Source organism: Streptosporangium sp. NPDC049046 (genome assembly GCF_040649155.1).
In the GTDB taxonomy this organism is placed as follows: domain Bacteria; phylum Actinomycetota; class Actinomycetes; order Streptosporangiales; family Streptosporangiaceae; genus Streptosporangium.
The window spans coordinates 1-20,534 of the sequence record NZ_JBEZEZ010000006.1 but is presented as its reverse complement, the minus strand read 5'-3'; the positions used below and the strand labels follow the sequence as shown (position 1 = coordinate 20,534).

At 69.6% G+C, this 20,534-nt stretch carries 20 protein-coding genes; 8 read left to right on the top strand and 12 right to left on the bottom strand.

Annotated elements, in window-relative coordinates; genetic code table 11:
* Positions 1 to 11: 11 nt before the first annotated feature.
* Entirely contained in the window at positions 12 to 236 is a 225-nt protein-coding gene (locus AB0B96_RS09840) for a hypothetical protein (RefSeq protein WP_362897416.1), read from the top strand.
* On the opposite strand, the gene AB0B96_RS09835 is transcribed toward AB0B96_RS09840, so the two are convergent.
* The 4 genes from AB0B96_RS09835 to AB0B96_RS09820 form a co-directional block, all read right to left on the bottom strand.
* Entirely contained in the window at positions 233 to 2,968 is a 2,736-nt protein-coding gene (locus AB0B96_RS09835; protein ID WP_362897415.1) for a PQQ-binding-like beta-propeller repeat protein, read from the bottom strand. The genes AB0B96_RS09840 and AB0B96_RS09835 overlap by 4 nt on opposite strands.
* Complete coding sequence (locus AB0B96_RS09830) at positions 2,962 to 3,606, bottom strand: hypothetical protein (protein WP_362897414.1); 645 nt, start codon at positions 3,604 to 3,606, stop codon at positions 2,962 to 2,964. The genes AB0B96_RS09835 and AB0B96_RS09830 overlap by 7 nt, the downstream gene beginning before the upstream one ends.
* A 682-nt stretch (positions 3,607 to 4,288) precedes the next feature.
* Complete coding sequence (locus AB0B96_RS09825) at positions 4,289 to 4,606, bottom strand: hypothetical protein (RefSeq protein WP_362897413.1); 318 nt, start codon at positions 4,604 to 4,606, stop codon at positions 4,289 to 4,291.
* Positions 4,603 to 4,962, bottom strand: a complete 360-nt coding sequence (locus AB0B96_RS09820) for a hypothetical protein (RefSeq protein WP_362897412.1) — start codon at positions 4,960 to 4,962, stop codon at positions 4,603 to 4,605. Before AB0B96_RS09820 ends, AB0B96_RS09825 begins: the two co-directional genes overlap by 4 nt.
* An 864-nt stretch (positions 4,963 to 5,826) precedes the next feature.
* Here AB0B96_RS09820 and AB0B96_RS09815 point away from each other — a divergent pair.
* From AB0B96_RS09815 to AB0B96_RS09805, 3 genes are all read left to right on the top strand, one after another.
* Positions 5,827 to 6,105, top strand: a complete 279-nt coding sequence (locus AB0B96_RS09815) for a winged helix-turn-helix domain-containing protein (RefSeq protein ID WP_362897411.1) — start codon at positions 5,827 to 5,829, stop codon at positions 6,103 to 6,105.
* A 167-nt stretch (positions 6,106 to 6,272) separates the two neighbouring features.
* The gene (locus tag AB0B96_RS09810) at positions 6,273 to 7,118 is read left to right on the top strand and encodes a helix-turn-helix transcriptional regulator (protein WP_362897410.1); all 846 of its coding nucleotides are present in this window, start codon (positions 6,273 to 6,275) and stop codon (positions 7,116 to 7,118) included.
* Positions 7,105 to 7,305, top strand: a complete 201-nt coding sequence (locus tag AB0B96_RS09805) for a DUF397 domain-containing protein (RefSeq protein ID WP_362897409.1) — start codon at positions 7,105 to 7,107, stop codon at positions 7,303 to 7,305. The genes AB0B96_RS09810 and AB0B96_RS09805 overlap by 14 nt, the downstream gene beginning before the upstream one ends.
* Positions 7,306 to 7,402: 97 nt before the next feature.
* On the opposite strand, the gene AB0B96_RS09800 is transcribed toward AB0B96_RS09805, so the two are convergent.
* Positions 7,403 to 7,621: an RICIN domain-containing protein gene (locus AB0B96_RS09800; protein WP_362897408.1), complete on the bottom strand. Its 219-nt coding sequence runs from the start codon at positions 7,619 to 7,621 to the stop codon at positions 7,403 to 7,405.
* Positions 7,622 to 7,692: 71 nt separating this feature from the next.
* Here AB0B96_RS09800 and AB0B96_RS09795 point away from each other — a divergent pair, with 71 nt between their 5' ends.
* Positions 7,693 to 8,094, top strand: coding sequence for a response regulator (locus AB0B96_RS09795; protein WP_362897407.1), 402 nt, complete (start codon positions 7,693 to 7,695; stop codon positions 8,092 to 8,094).
* A 163-nt stretch (positions 8,095 to 8,257) separates the two neighbouring features.
* On the opposite strand, the gene AB0B96_RS09790 is transcribed toward AB0B96_RS09795, so the two are convergent.
* Complete coding sequence (locus tag AB0B96_RS09790) at positions 8,258 to 11,056, bottom strand: AAA family ATPase (protein WP_362897406.1); 2,799 nt, start codon at positions 11,054 to 11,056, stop codon at positions 8,258 to 8,260.
* 144 nt (positions 11,057 to 11,200) lie between these two features.
* On the opposite strand from AB0B96_RS09790, the gene AB0B96_RS09785 reads away from it, so the two are divergent.
* Positions 11,201 to 11,821 carry a LysE family translocator gene (locus tag AB0B96_RS09785; protein ID WP_362897405.1) on the top strand — a complete coding sequence of 207 codons (621 nt, stop codon included), beginning with the start codon at positions 11,201 to 11,203 and terminating at the stop codon, positions 11,819 to 11,821.
* A 69-nt stretch (positions 11,822 to 11,890) separates the two neighbouring features.
* Here the strand turns inward: AB0B96_RS09785 and AB0B96_RS09780 are convergent, their stop codons facing one another.
* Positions 11,891 to 12,619, bottom strand: a complete 729-nt coding sequence (locus AB0B96_RS09780; RefSeq protein ID WP_362897404.1) for an alpha/beta hydrolase — start codon at positions 12,617 to 12,619, stop codon at positions 11,891 to 11,893.
* Between the two features lie 107 nt (positions 12,620 to 12,726).
* Between AB0B96_RS09780 and AB0B96_RS09775 the strand changes: the two genes are divergently transcribed.
* Positions 12,727 to 13,281 (top strand): TetR/AcrR family transcriptional regulator, encoded by a 555-nt coding sequence (locus tag AB0B96_RS09775; protein ID WP_362897403.1) that lies wholly within the window; start codon positions 12,727 to 12,729, stop codon positions 13,279 to 13,281.
* 205 nt (positions 13,282 to 13,486) lie between these two features.
* On the opposite strand, the gene AB0B96_RS09770 is transcribed toward AB0B96_RS09775, so the two are convergent.
* The 4 genes from AB0B96_RS09770 to AB0B96_RS09755 all read right to left on the bottom strand — a co-directional run bounded on the left by AB0B96_RS09770 (position 13,487) and on the right by AB0B96_RS09755 (position 17,983).
* Complete coding sequence (locus AB0B96_RS09770; RefSeq protein ID WP_362897402.1) at positions 13,487 to 14,698, bottom strand: hypothetical protein; 1,212 nt, start codon at positions 14,696 to 14,698, stop codon at positions 13,487 to 13,489.
* Positions 14,699 to 14,729: 31 nt separating this feature from the next.
* Positions 14,730 to 15,116: a Rid family detoxifying hydrolase gene (locus AB0B96_RS09765; protein ID WP_362504357.1), complete on the bottom strand. Its 387-nt coding sequence runs from the start codon at positions 15,114 to 15,116 to the stop codon at positions 14,730 to 14,732.
* A gap of 25 nt (positions 15,117 to 15,141) precedes the next feature.
* Positions 15,142 to 16,248 carry an alanine racemase gene (locus tag AB0B96_RS09760; protein ID WP_362897401.1) on the bottom strand — a complete coding sequence of 369 codons (1,107 nt, stop codon included), beginning with the start codon at positions 16,246 to 16,248 and terminating at the stop codon, positions 15,142 to 15,144.
* 211 nt (positions 16,249 to 16,459) lie between these two features.
* Positions 16,460 to 17,983, bottom strand: coding sequence for an amidohydrolase family protein (locus AB0B96_RS09755; RefSeq protein ID WP_362897400.1), 1,524 nt, complete (start codon positions 17,981 to 17,983; stop codon positions 16,460 to 16,462).
* 203 nt (positions 17,984 to 18,186) lie between these two features.
* On the opposite strand from AB0B96_RS09755, the gene AB0B96_RS09750 reads away from it, so the two are divergent.
* The gene (locus AB0B96_RS09750; RefSeq protein ID WP_362897399.1) at positions 18,187 to 19,896 is read left to right on the top strand and encodes a glycosyl hydrolase family 8; all 1,710 of its coding nucleotides are present in this window, start codon (positions 18,187 to 18,189) and stop codon (positions 19,894 to 19,896) included.
* A gap of 220 nt (positions 19,897 to 20,116) precedes the next feature.
* Here AB0B96_RS09750 and AB0B96_RS09745 read toward each other — a convergent pair whose 3' ends face one another.
* Positions 20,117 to 20,326, bottom strand: coding sequence for a hypothetical protein (locus AB0B96_RS09745; protein ID WP_362897398.1), 210 nt, complete (start codon positions 20,324 to 20,326; stop codon positions 20,117 to 20,119).
* Positions 20,327 to 20,534 lie beyond the last annotated feature (208 nt).

Genomic DNA, 20,534 nt, shown 5'->3' with positions numbered 1-20,534 from the left:
TGGGATTCCCCATGAACGTGAACATCGATTTCAGGCGGCAGGCTTCGGGCTACCTGACCGAACAGAAGATCCGCTGCGGGGCCCACAAGAGCGTCCGGACCCGGGAGAAGGACATCCGGGCCTGGATCACCGACTGGAACGCCGGCCCCAAGCCGTTCGTATGGAAGGAGGCCGCTGACGAGATCCTCGACCCACTCGCCCGATGTCCACAGCGAATTTCTGGCGCGAGACACTAACCGCCTGCCGTGGGCAATGCGTACACGTTGCCGTTCGCGCTGCCGACGTACACGAAGTCACCTGTCACCACCGGTCTGGTTTCGATGGTGCCGCCGGTTTGGAAGCTCCATCGCACCGCGCCGGTGGCGGCGTCGAGCGCGTGAAGCGTTCCCCCGCTGTGTCCGACATAAATGCTCCCGCCTTCCGCCACGGGACCGGAGGTGAAGCCCTTGCCCACCGGGAAGCTCCATCGCGCCGCGCCGGTGGCGGCGTCGAGTGCGTACAGCCTGCTGTCGTCGCTGACGTATACGAGTCCCCGGGCCGCCGCGACATCCCACTTGAAGCTCGACCTATCGCCCTCGGTCTGGAAGCTCCATAACCGCGTGCCGGAGTCGGCGTCCAGTGCGTATGTCGCGCCGTCCTTGTTGTCGAGGTACACGGCCCCGTCGGCCACCACCATGCGGAAATCGACAAGACCGTCGATTCTTGAGCTCCATCGGACTTTCCCCGAGGAGCCTTCCAACGCGTGTACCTCGCCATCGGAACTCGCGGTATAGACGACCCCTCCGGCCCGCACCAGATAAGTGTGATCTCGTTCTCCGCCGACCCGGAAGCGCCACTTCCGGGCCCCCGAGCCGGCGTCCAGCGCGTACACCATGCCATGGTCGCTGCCGACATGGACGACTTCGCCGACCAGCACGGGATCGGGGTTGAGGACATAGCCCTCGGGCTGGAAGCTCCACAGCCTCTTGCCGGAGGCACCGTTCAGCGCGACGACCTCGGCGTTCGTCGAAAGGAAGGACTTCTTGGCCCAGACGTAGAGGCGACCGGCCGCGGCCACGAGGTCGCTGATCACATCGATCCTGCGGCTCCATCTCACGCGGCCGGTGGCGGCGTCCAACGCGACCAGCCTGCCGAAAGTGTTCGCCACGAACACAGTGCCATCCACCACCACGTGATCGACCACCAGGGAACCGCCTGTCTGGAAGCGCCACCGCATCACGCCGGTGGCGGCGTCCAGCGCGGACACCGTGCCATCGCCACTTGTGGCGTAGACGACACCGCCGACCACCACCGGTTCGGCATAGACGATCGCGTCGGTCGGATGGTTCCAGCCGCTCGCGCGCGCGGGGCCGGAAGCGCGGACGCCTGGCTGATACCGTGCGAGCAGATTGCCCTGCAGCGACGGGGAGACGAGTCGCACCGCCTGTCGGGAGAGCGATCTCAGCCGGACGATGACGGGGCCCACGTTGATGATCGTCGCACCGTAGAACCCGTTCGTCTCGGCCACGGTATAGGAGAGGAAGCCCGGGCTCTCCGTGGTGGGATCGAAGGCGTCCGCCTCTTTGATGGCGCCGACCTCGGCGGTGAAGAGCTTCCGAGCGCCCGCGTTCGACGAGGACACCCATTCGACGGAGAGCGAGACGACGGCGCCGTCGTCCGTGGGCGGTATCCAGTCGCATTTCGCCGGCTTCGGCAGCGGTGTTCCCGCCGGATCGTCCGCTCTGGGGACTGCGCGGTAGTCGTCCGCGAGGACCGACAGATCATGGCTGGTAAGCAGGGCACAGGCATCCGGCCAGGTGCTCGCCGGGATACCGCCGAAGCGGGCAGGCCCGCGCGCAAGTCCGTAGATCAGCTTGTACGCGGTGATCCGGCCATCACCGGGGACATCGCTGTGCACGAAGGCCATACCCCGGATCGCCCCGATAAGGGACGCACGATGGTAGGGCAGGTCGAGCGGCAATCCGCCGAGTTGTCCGGTCTCGGGGTCAACGGAGAACAGGTAGGCGGGCAACGGCCATTCGTTTCTCAGGGGGCCCTCGCCATAGTCGGCTGCCGCGGAGTACGAGCCGGCGAACAAGGGCGGGCTCCAGCGGCTCGGGTTCACGACCCTCATGGCTTCCGGACCGGTGGACAGCAAGCGCCCGTCTGCCCCGTAGAAGAAATCATCGTTTCCCACCGAGGCGTGAACGTATCCCTCCGCATTGGCCGTAACGCGCATCACAGCGTCTCCGCCCGGCGGCGAGGAGGACGACAGTGGACGCGTCCAACCGTGCCGCAGTGTTCGCGGGTCCATCGAGGTGAGCCGATACCCGTCTCCCGTGCAGGAGCTGAGCAGCGCCACCGATCGGACGGTTGCCGCGCCTCGCAGGTGGCAGCCCCGCGGATATGTCATCCGTGCCGTGGTCGCCCCGGTCCGGAGATCAAGGGCACGGATGTCGAAAGGCTCGGCCCGCCGCTCCAACACCACGATGCCGCGCTCGGTCACCATGATCCGCGGGCCCCGGTACAGACCGATGTCTTCCGTCCGGGAATGATCATCGGAGACGGTGATCGTGCGCCGCCACAGCGCGGCGCCCGTGGTCAGGTCGTGGCCGTTCAGGGCGTGGTCGACGATGTCCCGCGTGCCTCTCGACACGACCAGCGTGTTCGCCACGATCCACACGCCGGTGATGGGCGCGGTGAGAGCCGGGTCGGCGGGGATGGTGCGCCGGAGCTCGCCTGTGCGCGGATCGTGGATCCGCACGGTGTCCTGGCGCGTCGCCACGGCGATCGCGTGGTCGGACACGGCGTAGCGCGGAGTCTCGGAGAACAGCTCACCGGTGTCGGCGTCCGCGGGGACCGACCACGCCGCACGCCACTCGACGGGCACGAGCGGGAGCCGCGGAGTGTCCGCTACCGCGGTCGAGCAGGCCGCCAGCACCACCGCGAACAGAACCGCGACCGAGCGACGCCCGTGCACGGTCAGCACCCTTTGCTCTCTTGGATCTTCCGCTCGATCACGCATGCCTGGTTACGAGAGGTCGGCTGCCAGCCACGGAGCGGGGAGAGGGTGTAGTAGGTACGGTAGGCGTCGGCAATGCCGGTTACCCGAAACGGGTTGTTGTCTGGCCCTTTGATCGTAATTTGCTCGGTCTGGTCCTCCGCGAGCACGGTGACCAGGAGATCGAACTCGTAGTACGCCGCCGTGCCCTTGACCGACATGGAGAGCGTGACCCGCTCACCCCGTTTCAGGTCTATCTGCTTCTTCCTGAAATACGAGGTGTCCGGGTCCTTGCCCGTAGCGAAGCGGGGAGCCGGCTCATCGAGATCGGCGGAGAGTTCGATGGTGTCGACCTCTCCGCCGGCGGGGGTGTAGACCAGCAGCGCGCCGTCCGAGACCGGCTTGCGGTCGAGGACGCGCGGCTTGATGTCGACGATGCGTAGGCTGCTGCGGTTCCCGACGAGGACGACGGTGACATCCGTCTTTTCGAGAGGTGCCCGGTGATGGCGCGCCATGACGGCGTCATGGCGCGACCCGGACGCGCTGCTCAGCAGAACCGCTCGTTCTCCGGGGTCGGTCACCGGCTCTCTCAGGGCAGTGTCCTGCGTGGAGTGGTCGACGGCCACGTGGCCGACCTTGATCGGAGGCTCCCCGCTGATCCGGTCGACCGCGTCGGGTCCGCGTGCGTTGAACCAAGCGGTGAACACGACACCGATTACTGCGATGATCACCGCGCTGAGGATTCCCGCCAGCCACGCCCACGCGGCTTTCCATCGCCCCGACCTGGCCGGCTCGGCCTCCTCGGCCCGAGGGGCGGGAGTCGCATCGGCTCGACCCGGTTTGGCACGCCTGTTCTGGCGCGCTTTGGCCATGAGACGCCCCCTACGAACGGCGACCGGCAGCTGACTCCCCTTCGCTAGATAGCTATATAGCGCTGGACGGCCGCAGCGTTGAGTTATCGAGCAATTTCCTCTGCGGCGGGCAGGTTCCCAAGTGCCTCGCGGCGGCTCAGGCCCGAAATCCCCTTCGCCTTTACATGCCGAACGACCTCGCAGAAATCAGCCCTGGCGTGTTCGCGTGACGCCCACCTTGTCGCTTTGCGCTCGAAGAGGTCGTTATCCGACAGGATCGGCTCGATGCGCGCGTACAGCGGAGGGCGAGTTCGCTCTCAGCGCTCTTAAGTTCCCGCCGGGCCTGTTCCATATGGCTTCCCTCGGCGATGTACGGCGATGTTTCGCCTTCGCGCGGTATGTCGTGGGCGGCACGGCGGCCCCTGGATCGGGGAAGGGGGGCCGCCGTGCCCGTTCGTCAGAAGTGGCCGATGGTGACCGAGCTGGAGGTGAGGGCCCAGCGGTGCAGGACGGCCGTTTCGGCCTCGTACATCTGGGTCTTCAACCCCTCCAGGGTTCGGTCGCAGATGATCAGCGGCTCCGGGGTGGGCCAGGTGGCGATGGCGTGGAAGAGGCGGCTTCCGGTGCCGTAGAGCACCGACCAGCCTGGGCGGGTGGCCTGCAGCATCGCGGCCTCGGCGCGGGCCTCGTGATCCCAGGTGTAGCGCGGCACCGCGATGACGGCCTGGCCGTCGCGGTGACGGCCCCTGGCGGCGGACAGGCAGCGGCGGATCATGAGATCACCTGCCTGGCCTGCTCCCGCTCCGCCGCCTGTCGCTCTCGCATCCGCTGTTCCCTCTCGTCCGGGGCAGGAGCCTGCCGCGTCCGCTGTTCGCGTGCCGCCTGCTCCTCCTTCGCTGCCTGCTCGTCCGCCTCGCGGGCGAAGGTCTCCTGCCGGTCGGTCTCGGCCCGCAACGCCTCCAGGTCGTCGGCGTCGACGGTCCTCTCCGCCCCGGCGTTGGTGGCCGCCGGGGAGAAGGGCTTCTCGCGGCTGGCCCACAGCCGTCCGGCGTCGCTGAGGATCAGCCGCCAGCCGGGAATCGTCGTCGTGGGGCTGGTGGGCTCTGGGTGGGTGGAACTACCATCTGTCACTGATTGGACCTCGATCCGATCAAGGGCCCGCCCGGTCGTTTCCAGCGTGGGGCGGGCCTGCCTCATGAAACAGGGACGGTTCTGGAGGGGTTCGCCGTACCGATCAGGTGACCGGCACGAAGACGGAGTGACCGCTGAGCGGTTCGGTGCGCAGGTGGTTCTTCGCCCGAAGCGAGACACCAAATGGCGTCCACCTCCGAGCCGGGGCGGCCCAGTGAGAGCGGCCCCTGACGGCGACGCCGGACGCGAGCGACAGGGCATCCGCCGAGGCGACGACACCGGTACGGGCGGTTCGACGGCCGGGGTCCGCTCGGGACGACACCGCTCGGTTGCCGCCGCAGCCCCCTCGACCGGGTCCGACCCGGCACACCGCCGAACGGATACCGGCGCGACCACCTCAACGGACCGCTGAACGGGGATCACGGCAGCCGAGGTCGCAGGGACGGGCTCGAAGCACCGCAGGGAACGGTCTCCGGTACGACGGGCCCGCAACCGGACCTCCAGCAGGTCACCTGAGGGTTGGGCGTACTCGTGATCGGCGGGCCGATCAGGGCAGCCGTGCGCGTAGGGGGCATGCCCGCAGGTCGCACACCCCATCGGCAGCGGCGGCACCTCAGCGAAACAGCCGCAGCCGCCGACCACCTGTTTGTCGAGAACTGGCGTACTAGGGTTGTTCACGGATCAGGACTCCCTTCCTGGTCAAGGACCCGTCCAGACGCTTGCCTCGTCGGACGGGTCCGTTTGTTTGAGAGCAGTCAAAGCGGACATCTCGTAGGCATGCCCATGCGTGTCCATGCGTGCCTAGGCACGTCTAGGCACGTCTGATATCGCCCAGGCATGCTGGCAACCAATACGGTCGCTAACATGATCGATTTCGAGCCGGGCCGACCCAAGTGGGAGCAGATCGCCGAGACGTTTGAGCAGCGCATCCGCAGTGGCGAGTGGCCACCTGGCCACAAGATCCCGAGCATCGTGGCGATCATGGGTGACTACGACGTCGGAAACAACACCGCCCGTCACGTTCTTCGCTACTTGCGCGACCTGGGGCTCGTCAAGCTCGTCTCCAGCCTCGGAACCTTTGTGTTGCCCCCAGAGCACAGCACGCAAGAGCCTTCCGGAGGCACGCGAACCGCGAAGTCCTAACAGAGGCTCAACAACCATGGTCAGCTCCGCTCGCGGAGTGGCGGTCTAGCACGACGGCACCCCATTCAAAGTAGCGATGTTGTCGAGCCATCATGCAGTTACACTGTGCGAGCGCGCAAGCGCTGTGCGTATAGATTTTTTACCGGATCCCTAGCACACTGAGCAGCATGACGAAGAGCCCCACAGTCCGGCAGCGTCGTCTGGGCCGTGAACTACGACGACTCCGGGAGCAAGCCGAGCTCACGCCCGAGGCGGCAGCTCGCCCGCTTGGGTGGAGCCGATCCAAGCTCAACAGGGTTGAGAACGCGCGGATCACAGTGACCCCCTCGGACGTCGCCAACGCCTGTGACCTGTACCGCGCGGACTTCGCGACGAAGAGCGAACTGATCCAGCTCTGCAAGGACGCCGCCGTACGTGGCTGGTGGACCGCCTACTCGGATGTCTTCACCGGCTACTACATCGCGCTCGAAACCGAGGCGACGACTATCCGCAAGTGGGAGCCGATCCTGATCCCGGGTCTGCTCCAGAGCGAGGAGTACGCCTATGAGGTCATCCGTGCAGCGCGACCCGAGCTAACCAAGACACAGCTCGACCGGCACGTCAGCGCCCGCATGACCCGAAAGATCAACCTGCTCGGCCCAGGTGCGCCAACCCTGCACGCCCTCATAGACGAGGCCGCGCTACGCCGCCCAGTCGGATCGCCCGGCCTCATGGTCCGCCAGCTCAACAACATCCTCCAGGTCTCCGATTGGCCCAGCATCACAATCCAGGTCCTCCCCACTGCGGTCGGCGCACACAGCGGCCTGGAAGGCGCCTTCTCCGTACTGAGTTTCAGCGACGATGACCCGGAAGTGGGCTACACCGAATGCTCCAGCGGAGACGTTTACGTCGAAGCATCCGACCAGGTGCTCCGACTTACCCTAAAGTTTGAGCGCCTTCGCGACGTCTGCCTGTCCCCCGAGAAGTCTGCGGCATTCATAGCCGCAGTGAGGAGCAGCCATGATCTCCCCTGACCTGTCCGACGCCGAGTTCCGCAAGTCCAGTCTCAGCGGTGGCGGCAACGACTGTGTGGAAGTGGCGACGAACCTGCCCGGTCTCGTCGCCGTCCGCGACAGCAAGGACCCTGCCGGCCCTGCACTGACCCTCTCCCCCACGGCCTGGAACAACTTCCTGACAGGCATTCGCAGCGGAGAAATCTAACCGATCGCGAACACCTTGTGGCCGGAATCGCCCAGAGCTATCCGGCCACAAAGCTCCTACCCGAAGTTCGAAGAACGGATGGTACGGAGTCGTCGTTTCAGACGAGCCGCCACTGCTGGTTGGACTGCGGCTGACATGTCCACTGAATGACGTTGGCGCCGTCGGCCCTGCCGGCACCGTCCGCGTCCAGGCACTTGCCGCTGTGCTGGGCAAGCAGGTCCTGGAGCCGCTTCGTCGGACGCGTTTGACGACTCGGGGTGGCCGCGATGCCGCCGGGGACGCAGAGGGGAGGGCTCGGCCCTGGGAAGCCCGTCACGCGGTGACGGTTACGCGTACACATCTTCGGAAAGCCGCGCGTGGACGGGAGAGAGGAGTTAGCCTCACGCCGTGGGAGAGGTTCTCGGCAAGGTCTTGGTAGTGGATGATGACGACGTCATCCGGCAGCTCATCGCGGTCAACCTGACCCTGGAGGGGTTCCAGGTGGACACGGCCTCCGACGGGCAGGATTGCCTGGATCGGGTGCTGGACGTGATGCCAGACGTCATCACTCTGGACGTCATGATGCCCAGGCTGGACGGCTGGATGACGGCCACCAGGCTGCGGGGTGACGAGGGGACCAGCCATATCAAGGTGGTCCTGATCACCGCGCGGGCACAGGAGGACGACAAGCGGCGGGGCCTCGGGATCGGGGTCGACGCCTACCTCACGAAACCCTTCGATCCGGCCGAGCTGATCCAGGTCGTACGGGACCTCGCCCTGACCGCGCGCAGCGGCCAGGGCAGAGCCTGAACTCACGGGACGACGTCGCAGAACACGTCGGCCGCAGGCCACCCGTCGCGGGCCGCACCGACCACGGGTCACGCCGGTCAAGGGCCGTACCGGCGCGGGTCACGCCATCGGCCGGCCCTGCCGAGGTCACCTGAGCCATGCGGCCCACGCGGATCCACCCGGGTCAGACGAGACCGTCCCGGTGGGCCACGGCGGCGGCCTGGGTGCGGGAGGAGACGCCCAGTTTGCCCAGGATGTTGGAGACGTGCACGCTCACCGTCTTCTGCGCGATGAACAGCCTCTCGCCGATCTCGCGGTTGGGCAGGCCCTCGGCCACCAGGGCGAGCACCTCCTGCTCTCGGGCGGTGAGCAGGGTCGGCGGTGTGGAGGTGAAGCGCGCCCTGCGTCCCAGCTCCGCCAGGGCCGCGCCGAGCGGCCGGGCGCCCAGTGACTCGGCGGCCTCGACGGCGAGCTTCCATTCTTTCAACGCGTCGGCGCGGTCGCCCTCGACGAGCAGCGCCTCGGCCAGCCGCCACCGCGAGCGCGCGACCTCGTAGACGAATCCGAAGTCGAAGGCCTCGACCACCGCTCGCCACGCCGCGACGTCGAAGCGGCCGTGCGCGCGGTGCCATTCGGCCTCGGCTTTGGCGAGCCAGGCCAGCCCTTCCGGACCGAGAGGGCCCCGCCGGACGGAGCCGGGGCCGACGGCGGCGGGCACCCTGGCCCGCTCCAGGAAGGCGTCGGCCTCCTCCGCGCGGCCCAGGTCCGTCAGCGCCCACAGGGCGGTGCCGCTGAGCCGGATCACGGCGGGGTCGTTGGGGAGGATGACGTCGAGCCCCGCGCGGGCGTGTTCGAGCGCCGTCTCCGGGTCGCCGCGCCACAGGGCGTGCTCGGCGGCCAGGCCGCGGCTCATCGCGGCGATCGTCACATCGTCCGGCCAGAAGGGCTCCAGCCACGACAGGCGGTCCTCGACGACGGGCAGGCCCCTGGCCACCTCGACGAAGAGCGCGAAGGACGACAGGAGTGCCTCGGAGGGGGTGCCGACGCGGACGGCGAACCCGGAGGCGACCTTCTCCGCCAGGTCCCACTCCCCCGCGACGTAGTGGATGAGGAGACGCAGGAAGCGCAGGTCGGTGCCGTAGGTGCTCCAGTTGAGACCGCTCTCGCGCGCCAGCCGCAGCCCCCGGTCGGTGGTGGCCGCCGCCTCGGCGAGGTCGCCGTTCTCGTACTGGACCCGGGCGTAGGTGAACATGGCCCGCAGGTCGATGGCGAGGTTGCCCGAGCTCTCCGCGGTCGCGCAGGCGAGCAGGTCCTTGGCGTGGGAGATGTCGTCGGCGAGCGCGGCGAGGGCGGCGAGGGTGATCAGCGCGCTGGTCTCGGCGTCGGCGGCGCCGCTCGCGCGGGCCGCCTCCAGGGCACGCCTCGCGAGGGCCTCGACCTCGTGGTGGCGTTCGGTCCAGTAGAGCGAACGGGCGTAGGTGGCGAGGGCGCGGGCGAGCACGGGCCCCTCCGGCGCGGCCTCGACGGCGGCGTACGCGGCGGCGATCGAGCCCTCGGCGTCCTCGGCGTCGATGAGGTAGTACGAGAGCCGCTCGTTGATCTCGGCGGAGGGCGGGAGGCTTCGGAGCTGGGAGATCGCCCGGTGGTTGTCGCCGCTGTCGGCCGCCGCGGCGGCGCTGCGCGCCGCGAGGGCGATGTGGTCGATCCCGGCCAGCCGTTCGGCGTCGGGAACGCGGTCCCAGAGCCCGAGTGCCTGGTCGAAGTGGCGGTGTGCCTCGGCGGGCGCCCCCAGCCGCTCGGCCCTGCGCCCCGCCTCCACGGACGCGGCGAGCGCCCCCGGCAGGTCGTGGCCCGCCAGGTAGTGGTGGGCGAGCTCGGCAGCCGAACCTCCTCGGCCGGTCAGCAGGCGGGCGAACTCGGCGTGCATCCTGGTCCGCTCGCCGGGCAGCAGGTCGTTGTAGACGACCTCCTGGAGAAGCGCGTGCCGGAAGGCGTAGCCGTACTCCCCGTCGGGGCGGAGCAGGCCGCGCGAGACGATCTCCCGCATGCTCTCCTCGAAGGCGAGGTCGTCGAGGCCCGAGGCCTGCTGGAGCAGGTCGTGGTCGGCCCGGCGGCCCGCGACGGCCGCGCCGCCGAGCACCCGCTGCGCGGGGTCGGAGAGCGGCTCCGTCCGGGAGAGCAGCAGGCCGACCAGGCCGTCGGGGATCGAGGAGCCCTCGGAGGCGGCGTCCAGCAGCTCCTGGGCGTAGAACGGGTTGCCCTCGGCCCGGTCGACGACCTTCCTCATCACGCCGGCGTCGGTGCCGCCGAGCGCGGCGAGGTAGTCGGTCATCTCGTGGCGGTCGAGAGGCTCCAGCTCCACCGGCGTCACCGAGGGGAGGCGCTTGAGCTCCGCGAGGACCCGGCGCAAGGGATGGCGGCGGTGGAGGTCGTCGGTGCGGTAGGTGCCGACGAGGCAGACGCGCTCGGTCTGCAGCATCCGGCTGAGGAAGACCAGCAGGTCGCGGGTGGACTGGTCGGCCCAGTGCAGGTCCTCCAGGACGAGCAGCACGGGCCGCGTGGCCAGGAAGCCGAGCATCGAGCCGAAGAGCTGCTGCTGCGTCAGGCCCGACGTGCTCTCCCTGCCCTGGTCGGTGCCGCCGGGCAGCAGCCTGCCGAGTACGGGCCGCTCGTCGAGCGCCGCGCGCAGCTCCCCTCGTGCCGAACGCAGGGCGTCGGCGAGCGGGAGGTAGGGAAGGGCGTCGCCGAGTTCGGCGCACTGGCCGACGAGCACGGCGAACCCCGCCGCCTCGGCCTGTCCGGCCAGCTCGGTGATCAGGCGGGTCTTGCCGATACCCGCGTCGCCTCCTACGAGGGCGACCCCGGCCTGCCCAGCGGCCGCGGTGTCGAGCACCGCGGTCAGGCGATCGAGCTCCGCCGATCGCCCGATCAGAACACTCCGCGTGCTGTTCCACCCCACGTCGGCGAGTATCGCACGGGGCACTGACGGAATCGACATTCCACCCGCAGGGGATGAACGGGGAACGATTGGTACATCAGTAAGGGGCGAACCTGGACCGATTGGTACACCAAAGGGTCCAGGCATTGGCCCTGACGGCGAGGGCCGGGCCGCCCCTATCGTCGGGGCATGGTCTCCCCGTCCACATTGCTGATCTTCTCGGTCGCGTCGCTGGCACTGGTCCTGGTGCCTGGCCCGAACCACATCTACATCATCGCCCGCGCCGTCTCCCAGGGCCGCGCCGCCGGAGTGGCGAGCGCGCTCGGCGTCGAGGTGGGCACGCTGGTGCACATCGCCGCCGCGGCGGCCGGTCTCTCGTACGTGATCGCACAATCGGCGACCCTGTTCAACGTGATCAAGTGGGCCGGGGTGGCCTACCTGGTCTACCTGGGCATCCGGGCGCTGACGAGCAGGCAGGAGTTCGCGAGCCGGGAGACCCCGCCGCAGCCGCTTCGGGCGATCTTCCTGGAGGGCGTGGTCGTCAACGTGCTCAACCCCAAGGTGATCCTCTTCTTCCTCGCCTTCCTGCCCCAGTTCGTGGAGCCGGAGGCGGGCGCGGTGCCGCTGCAGATCGCCGTCCTGGGCGGAACCCTGCTCTTCCTGGGCCTGCTCTCCGACCTGATCTACGCGGTGGCGGCGGGTGCCGTGGGCGGGCGGCTGAGGAACAGGGCGCCGCTGATCGGCCACTTCAGCGGGATCGTCTACCTGGGTCTCGGCGTCGCGACCGCCCTCTCCGGTCGCTCCGTCTGAACACACGAGACCACCTCGACATACGAGGCATACGTGGGGGTACGCGATCATCTGGACGCGCGGGTCCGTCTAGACGCGCCGTTCCGCTCCGGTGTGCGGACAGTGGTCCACCTGGTCGCACAGGTCGCCCACCAGCCTGGCCAGCGCTCCCGGCGCCGCCAGCACGCCCAGGTGCCCCCTGCGGGGGACGAGAATGAGTCGTCCGTTCCCGCAGGCGCGCAGGAAGGCGCGTTCGTGCACCCGGAACGGGTCCCGGGTGCCGTTGACCAGCCACACGCGTCCCGGGTAGGAGGCCAGTGCCGTGAGCTGGTCCTGGTCGGCGACGGCGTCGACGGCCTGGGGCATCACCTCGCAGAAGACTCCCCCGGCCACCATCGCCTCCCCCACGGGACCCGGCAGGAGACGACGAAGGGCGTAGGAGCTGATCCGGTTCGCGAGCGACGGATTCCGGGCGGCGAGCGAGGCGGCGAACCGGTGGGGGCCCGCCGCCGAGCCGAGCCCGGTGCATCCGATCGCCATCAGCCCGGCCACCCGCTCGGGGAAGCGTTCCGCGGTGGCGATGCCGACGTATCCGCCGAGGGAGAGCCCGGCCACGAGCGCCCGGCCGCCGAGGGCGTCGACGGCGTCCGCGACCGCCGACGCCGCCGCGTCCATCGTGAACGGCTCGCCCCGGCGGGTGCCGTGGCCCGGCAGGTCCACGGCCGTCGCGGGACGCCCCAGGCGGGAGAGGTGGGAGATGACGGGGCCCCACATGGTCGCGCTGAGCCGGATGCCGTGGACGAGAACGACGGGGAGCACGCACGCCTCCAGGGGGTCGGCCCGATCGGGGAGATGGCCCGGCCGGGAATTGCGTTGATTAAAACACAACGCACCGTTGCGTTGCTATGAGTCGCTATAGTCGGCCCATGGCACCGCGCAAGGAACAGCAGATCTTCCAGGCGACGCTCGAACTCCTCGCCACCAAGGGATACGAGGGCCTGACGGTGGAAGGGGTCGCCGAGCGGTCGGGGGTGAACAAGACCACGATCTACCGGTGGTGGACGTCGAAGGCGGCACTGCTCGCCGCCGCCCTGGTCGAGGCCGACCTGCTCGCGATGGAGCCGCCCGACACCGGCGACCTCAGGGGGGATCTGGAGGCCCTGGTCGGCGGGGTCGCCGCCCTGCTCACCCGTCCGCCCGCCGCCGACGTCGCGGTCGCGGCCCTCGGTGCCGCCGTTCACCACCCCGAGCTCGCCGAGGCGACCCGGCGCTTCTTCGCCGACCGATTCGCGCGGGAGAAGGCCGTCTTCGACCGTGCGCGGCGGCGCGGCGAGCTGCCGGCCGGGGCCGACCCCCTGCTCATCGTCGACCTGCTCGCCGGGGCGGTCTGGCTGCGCGCGGTCTTCCGCGGCCTGCCCCTCGACGACGACTTCGCCGCCCGCGCCGTGAGCACCGTCCTGGACGGCGCCCGCGCCTCCTGAACCCGCTCATGGACCCGCTCGCGAAACCGCTCATGAACCTGCTCGCGACCCCACCCACGAACCCGCTCATGAACCCGCCCACGAACCCGCTCGTGGACCCGCCGCAGAACCCGAGCCCCGCCTCGCGAAGACCCCCGGCCGACCAGACATCGGCCTCCTCCGGCCGGTCTCGCCGGACCAGGTCTCTCGTCGGACCAGGCCGGTCTCAGGCGGAGAGCGCCCCCGGGATGCGGTCCAGGATCGGGTAGGGCATGAGCCCGTACGCGTAGAAGTCGACCGCGTCGGCACCCGAGGCCCGTACGGCGCGGACCTTGGCGGCGAGCCGGTCGGCCGAGTCGGTGTCGGGCAGCCCCGGACGCAGGACGACCCGCAACTCCCTGTCCTTGCCCGTGGAGCGGCGGTAGGCGGCGACGTCGTCGGCCACCCTGGCCACGTCCCTGGCGTAGGCGAGCACGCCGAGTGAGGGCACCAGGTCACCGAGGGCGACCAGGTCGACGCCGAGCTGCCAGGAGTCGTGCGCGGCGAGCCCCGGCGAGGGCAGCCCGTCGGTGTAGCCCTTCACCGCACCGGTCCCGTCGAGGAAGACGAGACGCGAGCCCTCGTCGGTGACGGCGGTGGAGACCTCGGAGACCAGCGAGGTCACCGTCTCCGAGCGGGCCCGCGCGTAGGCGACCACCTCGGGCCCCGCGTACGCGGTCAGGGCGGCGCGGGTCACCTCGCCCTGGGCGGGAGGGTCGCCGTCGAACACGGCGCCCACGATCCTGGAGCACTCCTCGCGCGCCACCTCCGCGTTCACGCCCAGGTCGGCGGCGCGGCGCATGCAGAAACCGCAGAAGCACAGGCCGAGCAGGAAGGCGTCCATCGGCCCGAGCGGGACGAAGCTGCGCTCGTGGTGGTAGCCGTGGCCGAAGGTTCCGTAGTGCAGCGCCTCGGCCACCACGCTGTCGACCCCCTGCCTCGCCACCGCCCGACCCAGCGCGACCGCGTACAGACGCACGTCGGGGTGGGAGGGGCACAGGTCGGCGGGCGAGCCGCGGTCGCCGAAGCAGTCGCGTACGGTGACGTCCGGGTTGGCCAGGCCGAGCGTGGTGTTCTGCAGGAAGACGGTCCAGCCGTGCAGGGCGAGCCCTCGTGCGGCGGTGGCCTCGCGCAGGGCGGCCAGCGGCTCGTCCTCGGCGCCGTCCTGGACGGGCGGCACCAGGCGCAGCCCGCCGAACAGGTCGGCGGGCGGCGTGAAGTGCGCGCCGTCGTTGCGGATCGTCACCCGAGGGCGGCCGTGCGGGGTGACGTCGCGGGCACGGTGGTAGGCCGCGGCCACGGTCACGCCCGTCGCGCCGTATCCGGTGATCCGGTCGAGGACCGCCTCAAGGCCCTCCCCGCGCACGTCCTCGACGTAGACGTATAGCGAGCTGTCCAAGCCGCCGCCCTCCCACGAAGTCGGTCAGACTCTAACGCGGCTTGTAGGCCACGAAGTCGATCTCGACGAGGATGTCCATCAGGTCCGAGCCGACGGTCGTGCGAACCGGGTACGGGCGGGTGAAATACGACTTGTACACCTCGTTGTAGGCGGCGAAGTCACGCTTGAGGTGCTCCAGGTGCACGGTCGACTTCACCACGTCGTCGAAGCCCAGCCCGTGGGCCGCGAGGATCGCGCCGAGGTTGCGCATCACCTGGTGGGTCTGCTCGGCCACGTCGGTCCCGACGACCTCGCCGGTCTCGGGACTGAGCGGCCCCATGCCCGAGGTGTAGACGAAGTCGCCGACCACGAGACCCTGCGAGTACGCCCCGACGGGCGCCGCGCCCTCGCTCGTCCTCAGCTCCTGCTTGTCGCTCATCTCACCAATCCTCAGCGATGGAAAATCAGAAAAAGGTGTTTATCAGATCGACGACGACATACTCCTCGTCGACCACCGGGATGGTCCGCCACTTGTCGAAGGCGGTGCACGGGTGGGAGATGCCGAACGACACCAGGTCGCCCGGCCGCACCGGCGAGCCCGGTGCCGGCCTCAGGAGCGTGTGCTGGTCCTGGACCTTGAGCACCGTCGCGCCCGCGACGGCTCCGCGCGGGATCGGCAACCCCTCGTCGAAGGGGGCGTCGCGCTTGCCGAACCCGACCACGGCCAGGTCGGGCTCGGGGACGCTCAGCACGTGCGCCCAGATCTCCAGCGCCGCGCGCAGTTCTCCGTCGATCCGGGTGTACGGGGTGCGCTCGCGGTAGTAGCCGTCGTCGTGGGAGACGTACGCGCCGCTGCGCAGCATCACCCTCGCCTGGCAGGCGGCGAGCTCGCGGCCGATCACGTCGAACCACTGGCTGCCGCCCACCGACAGGATCGGGTCGCGCACCCGCAGGTGCTCCAGCGCCTCCAGCAGCCGGTACAGGTAGGCCCGTACCTCCTCCGCCGACCCCAGCGAGCCCTCGTATCCCGCGACGCCCGCCAACTCCACGCCCTCGACCGCCTGCGCGGCCGAGGCGACCTCCAGCAGCTGGGCGAGCGTACGGCTGCCGCCGCGCCCGCCCTCGTGGCCGAGTTCGGCCAGCACGCGGAACGGCCTGGCCCCCGCGTGCCGGGAGAGCGCCTCGACCCCGGCCGTCGAGTCGACGAAGCACAGGAACTCGAACGCGGGATCCTCGTCCAGCTGGGCGGCGAGAGCGGTCAGCCCCGCCGGGTCGAAGACCTGGTTGGCGAGGACGATGCGGGAGACGCCGAACCCGCGCAGGGTGAGCGCCTGGCTGGGGGTGGCGACCGTCATCCCCCACGCGCCCGCGTCGAGCTGCGCCTTCACCAGCTCGGGCGACATGGTGGTCTTGGCGTGCGGGGCGAAGGTGAGCCCGTACTCGCGGGTGAAGGCCGCGAGGGTCGCGATGTTGTGCTCCAGCGCGCTCCGGTGGGCCACCATCACGGGGAAGGTGAACGCCCCGCCGAACAGTGAGGCCCCCAGCACCGCCCCGGGATCTGCGATATCCACGATGCCCTTCACGTCCCGTCCCCCTCCGCGTCGCCTGACGGATTCGGCGGCTTATCGGCCACCGCATCCGGGCGTGGGGGATCGCGTCCCCTTTCGCCGCCCTGAGGACCCTATCCTCACGGCACCCTCTCCAGGGCCGTGTCCGAAGGGCCGCCGAGGGCGGCGCCGTTCCTCGAAAGCCGGGCGACCTGCCGAGGGGTGACGCCGTTTCTCAGGGGCGTAGTGCCCTGCCGGGGGTGGCGCCGGTGAGTGCTCCCGCGGTGAGCACCGGAACCCCGGAGACGAGGACGTCGCCGATCCCGGTGGCCGGGGTGCGCGGGACGGCGTACGTGGCCAGGTCGGCGACCGCGGTGGCGTCCAGGACGACCAGGTCGGCGACCTGGCCGGGCCGGACGAGGCCCCGCCCTTCGAGGCCGAAGCGGCGGGCCGGGTGCGAGGCGAGGTGGACGACGGCCTGCTCCAGGGTCCAGTCGCCGGTCTCGCGGACGTGGTGGCCGAGCATGCGGGCGAACGCCCCGTAGGCACGCGGGTGCGGGTGGCCGCCCACGTAGATGCCGTCGGAGCCGCCGGTGTGGGCCGCGTGACGCAGGACCGCGCGGACCGACGCCTCACCCTCGGGGCCCTCGTCGGGGCGGGCCGCCACGCATCCGGCCTCCAGCCGGGTGTCGATCAGGATCCTGCGGCAGAACTCCCCCGGCTCCAGCCCGGCCTCGGCCGCGGCGTCGGGCAGCGTCATCCCCTCGGCCCACTCGACACCGGGTAGGTGGGAGAAGGTGATTCTCGGCCAGAGCGCCTCGTCCCACTGGATCGGCTCGGACTCCAGCACCTCCAGCGTGCGCTCGACGTCGGCGGCCGGGACCCACGGCGGCAGCGCGACCATCGCGAGGATCGTGCTGCCCCGCAGGTAGGGGTAGGTGTCGAAGGTCAGGTCGACCCCCATGAGCCGGGCCTCGTCGACGAGCGGCAGGAGCGTGGAGGCCGGACCGTGATAGTGCGAGACGTGCACGGCGGCGCCCGAGCGGCGGGCGATGTCGCTCACCTCGGCCATCCCGGCGGGAGCCGCCGCACCGTACCCGCGCATGTGCGTCACATACGGCAGGGTGCCCAGCGGTGCGCAGAGCGCGGCGATCTCGGCGGCGTCGGCGTAGCGGCCGGGGGCGTACTCCAGGCCGGTGGAGAGGCCGACGGCGCCCTCCGCCAGGCCGCGTTCGACGCGGGCCAGCATCGCGGCCAGCTCGTCGGCGGTGGCGGCCCGCTCGGCGGCGCCCATCACGTCGTGGCGGATCGTGCCGTGCGGGAGCAGGTACGCGGTGTTCAGCGCGGTTGCCCGGTCGTAGCCCGCGAGCAGCTCCGCCACACCGATCGGCCCGTCGGCCGAGGGGTGGACGCCGTTCACGGCGGCGAAGTAGCGGGTCGCGTAGGCGAAGGTCTCCGGGGTGGTGGAGGGGGCGAAGGAGAGCCCGTCCTGGCCGAGGACGAACGTGGTCACGCCCTGGCGGAGCGCGGCGAACTGCACGTTCTTGTCGAAGACGAGGGCGTCGCCGTGGGCGTGGCAGTCGACGAGTCCGGGCATGACGTGGCGCCCGGCGGCCTCGACGACGGTCGCGGCGTCCGCGCCCTCCAGGCGGCCCACGGCGGTGATCCGGTCTCCGTTGACACCGACGTCGGCCCGGTGAGCCGGAGCCCCGGTGCCGTCGAGCACCCAGCCATCCCTGATCAACACATCGAACGACATGCGGGGATTCAATCACCCGAAAGGTCTGCGCCGCATCCAGCGCTCGTCTTCGTTCTCCCTGCCGCTGTCCCGGATTTCCCCGGTTCTGGGTATGGGAGGAATTTGGGCCCCCCATCCCCTTGACCGTAGCGTGTCAGGGATGGTGCCATCTTTCCCTAGTTAGGAACCTTTCCTAACTAGATGATCGCAGAGAGGGCACCCCTGTGCACGCGAGACCGCGCCTCGAACGCCTCCAACGCCCCTCGCCCGTCCTCGCCCTGGCACTGGCGTCGGCACTGATCGCATCGCTGTTCGTACTGGCGGCACCGGCCGGCTTCGCCGCCGACTCCCTGCTCTCCCGTGGCCGCCCGGCCACCGCCTCCTCCACCGAGGACTCCACCCTGCTTCCCGGCGCCGCCTTCGACGGCAACGCCGCCACCCGCTGGGCCTCCGCCGAGGGCCACGACCCGGAGTGGATCCGCGTCGACCTCGGCGCCTCCGCCACCGTCTCCCGGGTCAAGCTGACCTGGGAGGCCGCGTACGGGAAGTCGTACCGCATCGAGGTCTCGCCCAACGGCTCCACCTGGACGTCGGTCTACTCGACCACCACCGGCGACGGCGGCGTCGACGACCTGACCCTCTCGGGCACCGGCCGCTACGTGCGGATGTACGGGACCGCGCGAGGCACCGTGTACGGCTACTCGCTGTACGAGATGGAGGTCTACGGCAGCACGGGCGGCACGACCCCGAGCCCCACCCCCACGGTCACCCCGTCCCCCGGCGCCCCCGGCGTGCCGTTCGGCTCCCACAAGATCCCCTACGCGGCCGGGATGCTGCGCCCGACCGGAACCCAGGCGACACTCGACCAGAAGGTGGTCGACTACTACCGGCGCTGGAAGGCCGCCTTCGTCAAGCAGAACTGCGGCAACGGCTGGTACCAGATCATCTCCCCCGACGCCGACCACCCGTACGTGGCCGAGGCGCAGGGCTACGGCATGGTCATCACCGCCACGATGGCCGGGGCCGACCCGGACGCGAAGAAGATCTTCGACGGCCTGGTGAAGTACGTCCTGGCCCACCCGTCGTCGATCACCCCCGGCCTGCTCGCCGCCGAGCAGAACACCGCCTGCCAGAGCGTCAACGGCGGCGACTCCGCCACCGACGGCGACCTGGACGTGGCCTACGGCCTGCTCCTGGCCGACCGGCAGTGGGGAAGCACGGGCACCTACAACTACCGGCAGCTCGCGATCAACCACATCAACGCGATCAAGGCCGGTGAGGTCAACCCGACCACCAAGCTGATGAAGCTCGGCGACTGGAGCAGCTCCGGCGACCAGTACTACTGGATCAGCCGCTCCTCGGACTGGATGATCGATCACTTCAGGGCGTTCCGCAAGGCCACCGGCGACACGACCTGGGACACCGTCCGCACCAACCACCAGAACCTGATCGCCTCCCAGCAGTCGACCTACGCGCCGAACACCGGCCTGCTGGCCGACTTCGTCGTCAACACCAACACCACCCCCAAGCCCGCGCCGGGTGAGGTCCTGGAGTCCGCCAACGACGGCAAGTACTGGTGGAACGCCTGCCGTGACCCGTGGCGGATCGGCAACGACGCGGTGACCAGCGGCGACGCCAAGTCCCTCGCCGCCGCGCGCAAGCTCAACACCTGGATCAAGGGCAAGACCGGCGGCAACCCGAACAACATCGCGATCGGCTACTCCCTCAACGGCACCCAGATCTCCAGCGGCAGCGCACCGGCCCACTTCGCCCCGTTCGCGGTGGCGGCGATGACCGACTCCGGCAGCCAGGCCTGGCTGGACGCCCTGTGGAACAAGATGCTCAACACCCCGTTCACCGCGAACGACTACTACTCGACCAGCATCCAGCTCCAAGTCATGATCACCGTAACCGGCAACCACTGGGTGCCCTGACCCTCACCCGAACCAACGCGGCCCTCGCCTTCCAGCGGGGGCCGCGTCGGCGTGCCCGTAATCGTCAACGGATTCTTATATCGCCCGGAAGGCTGTTACGGAAAGTGTGGGCACCGATGTGGCGTGAAGCCTCTTCCCACCCTTCGGCCACCGATCACCCGCGTCAACAACCCTGCGGGTCAATACAACTGGCCGTTCTCGCGGGCGGCCTGCCCGAAGGTCAGGCGACCGAGGCCGTACGCAAAGGTGCGAGGTAGTGCCATAGGTCCGGGTCCCGGTCCACCACCTCCCTGATGGCCGGGCAGCTCTTGAACATCTGAAGGCTGTAATCCCTCCAGAGATTCAGACCGTGCCCGGTGGCGGGGATCTGTTCCGCCGCACGCAGACCGATGCTCAGCACGTCACACAGCATCTCTGCCGTCACGAGCACGCGAACCCGTGTCTCTCCGTTCTGCGGCACCGGCTTGGACTCGTAGAAGTAGGGATACAGCTCGGGGTGGTCGATGATGACCCGCAGAGCATTGTGGAGATTGACGAAAACACTGAACGTATTTCATCCTGATTCGCGGGCTTGGAGAGCGAAGATGGCTTTGATGAGCTGACCTGCGCGAAGGGGGCAACAGCGTAGTTTCCGCAGG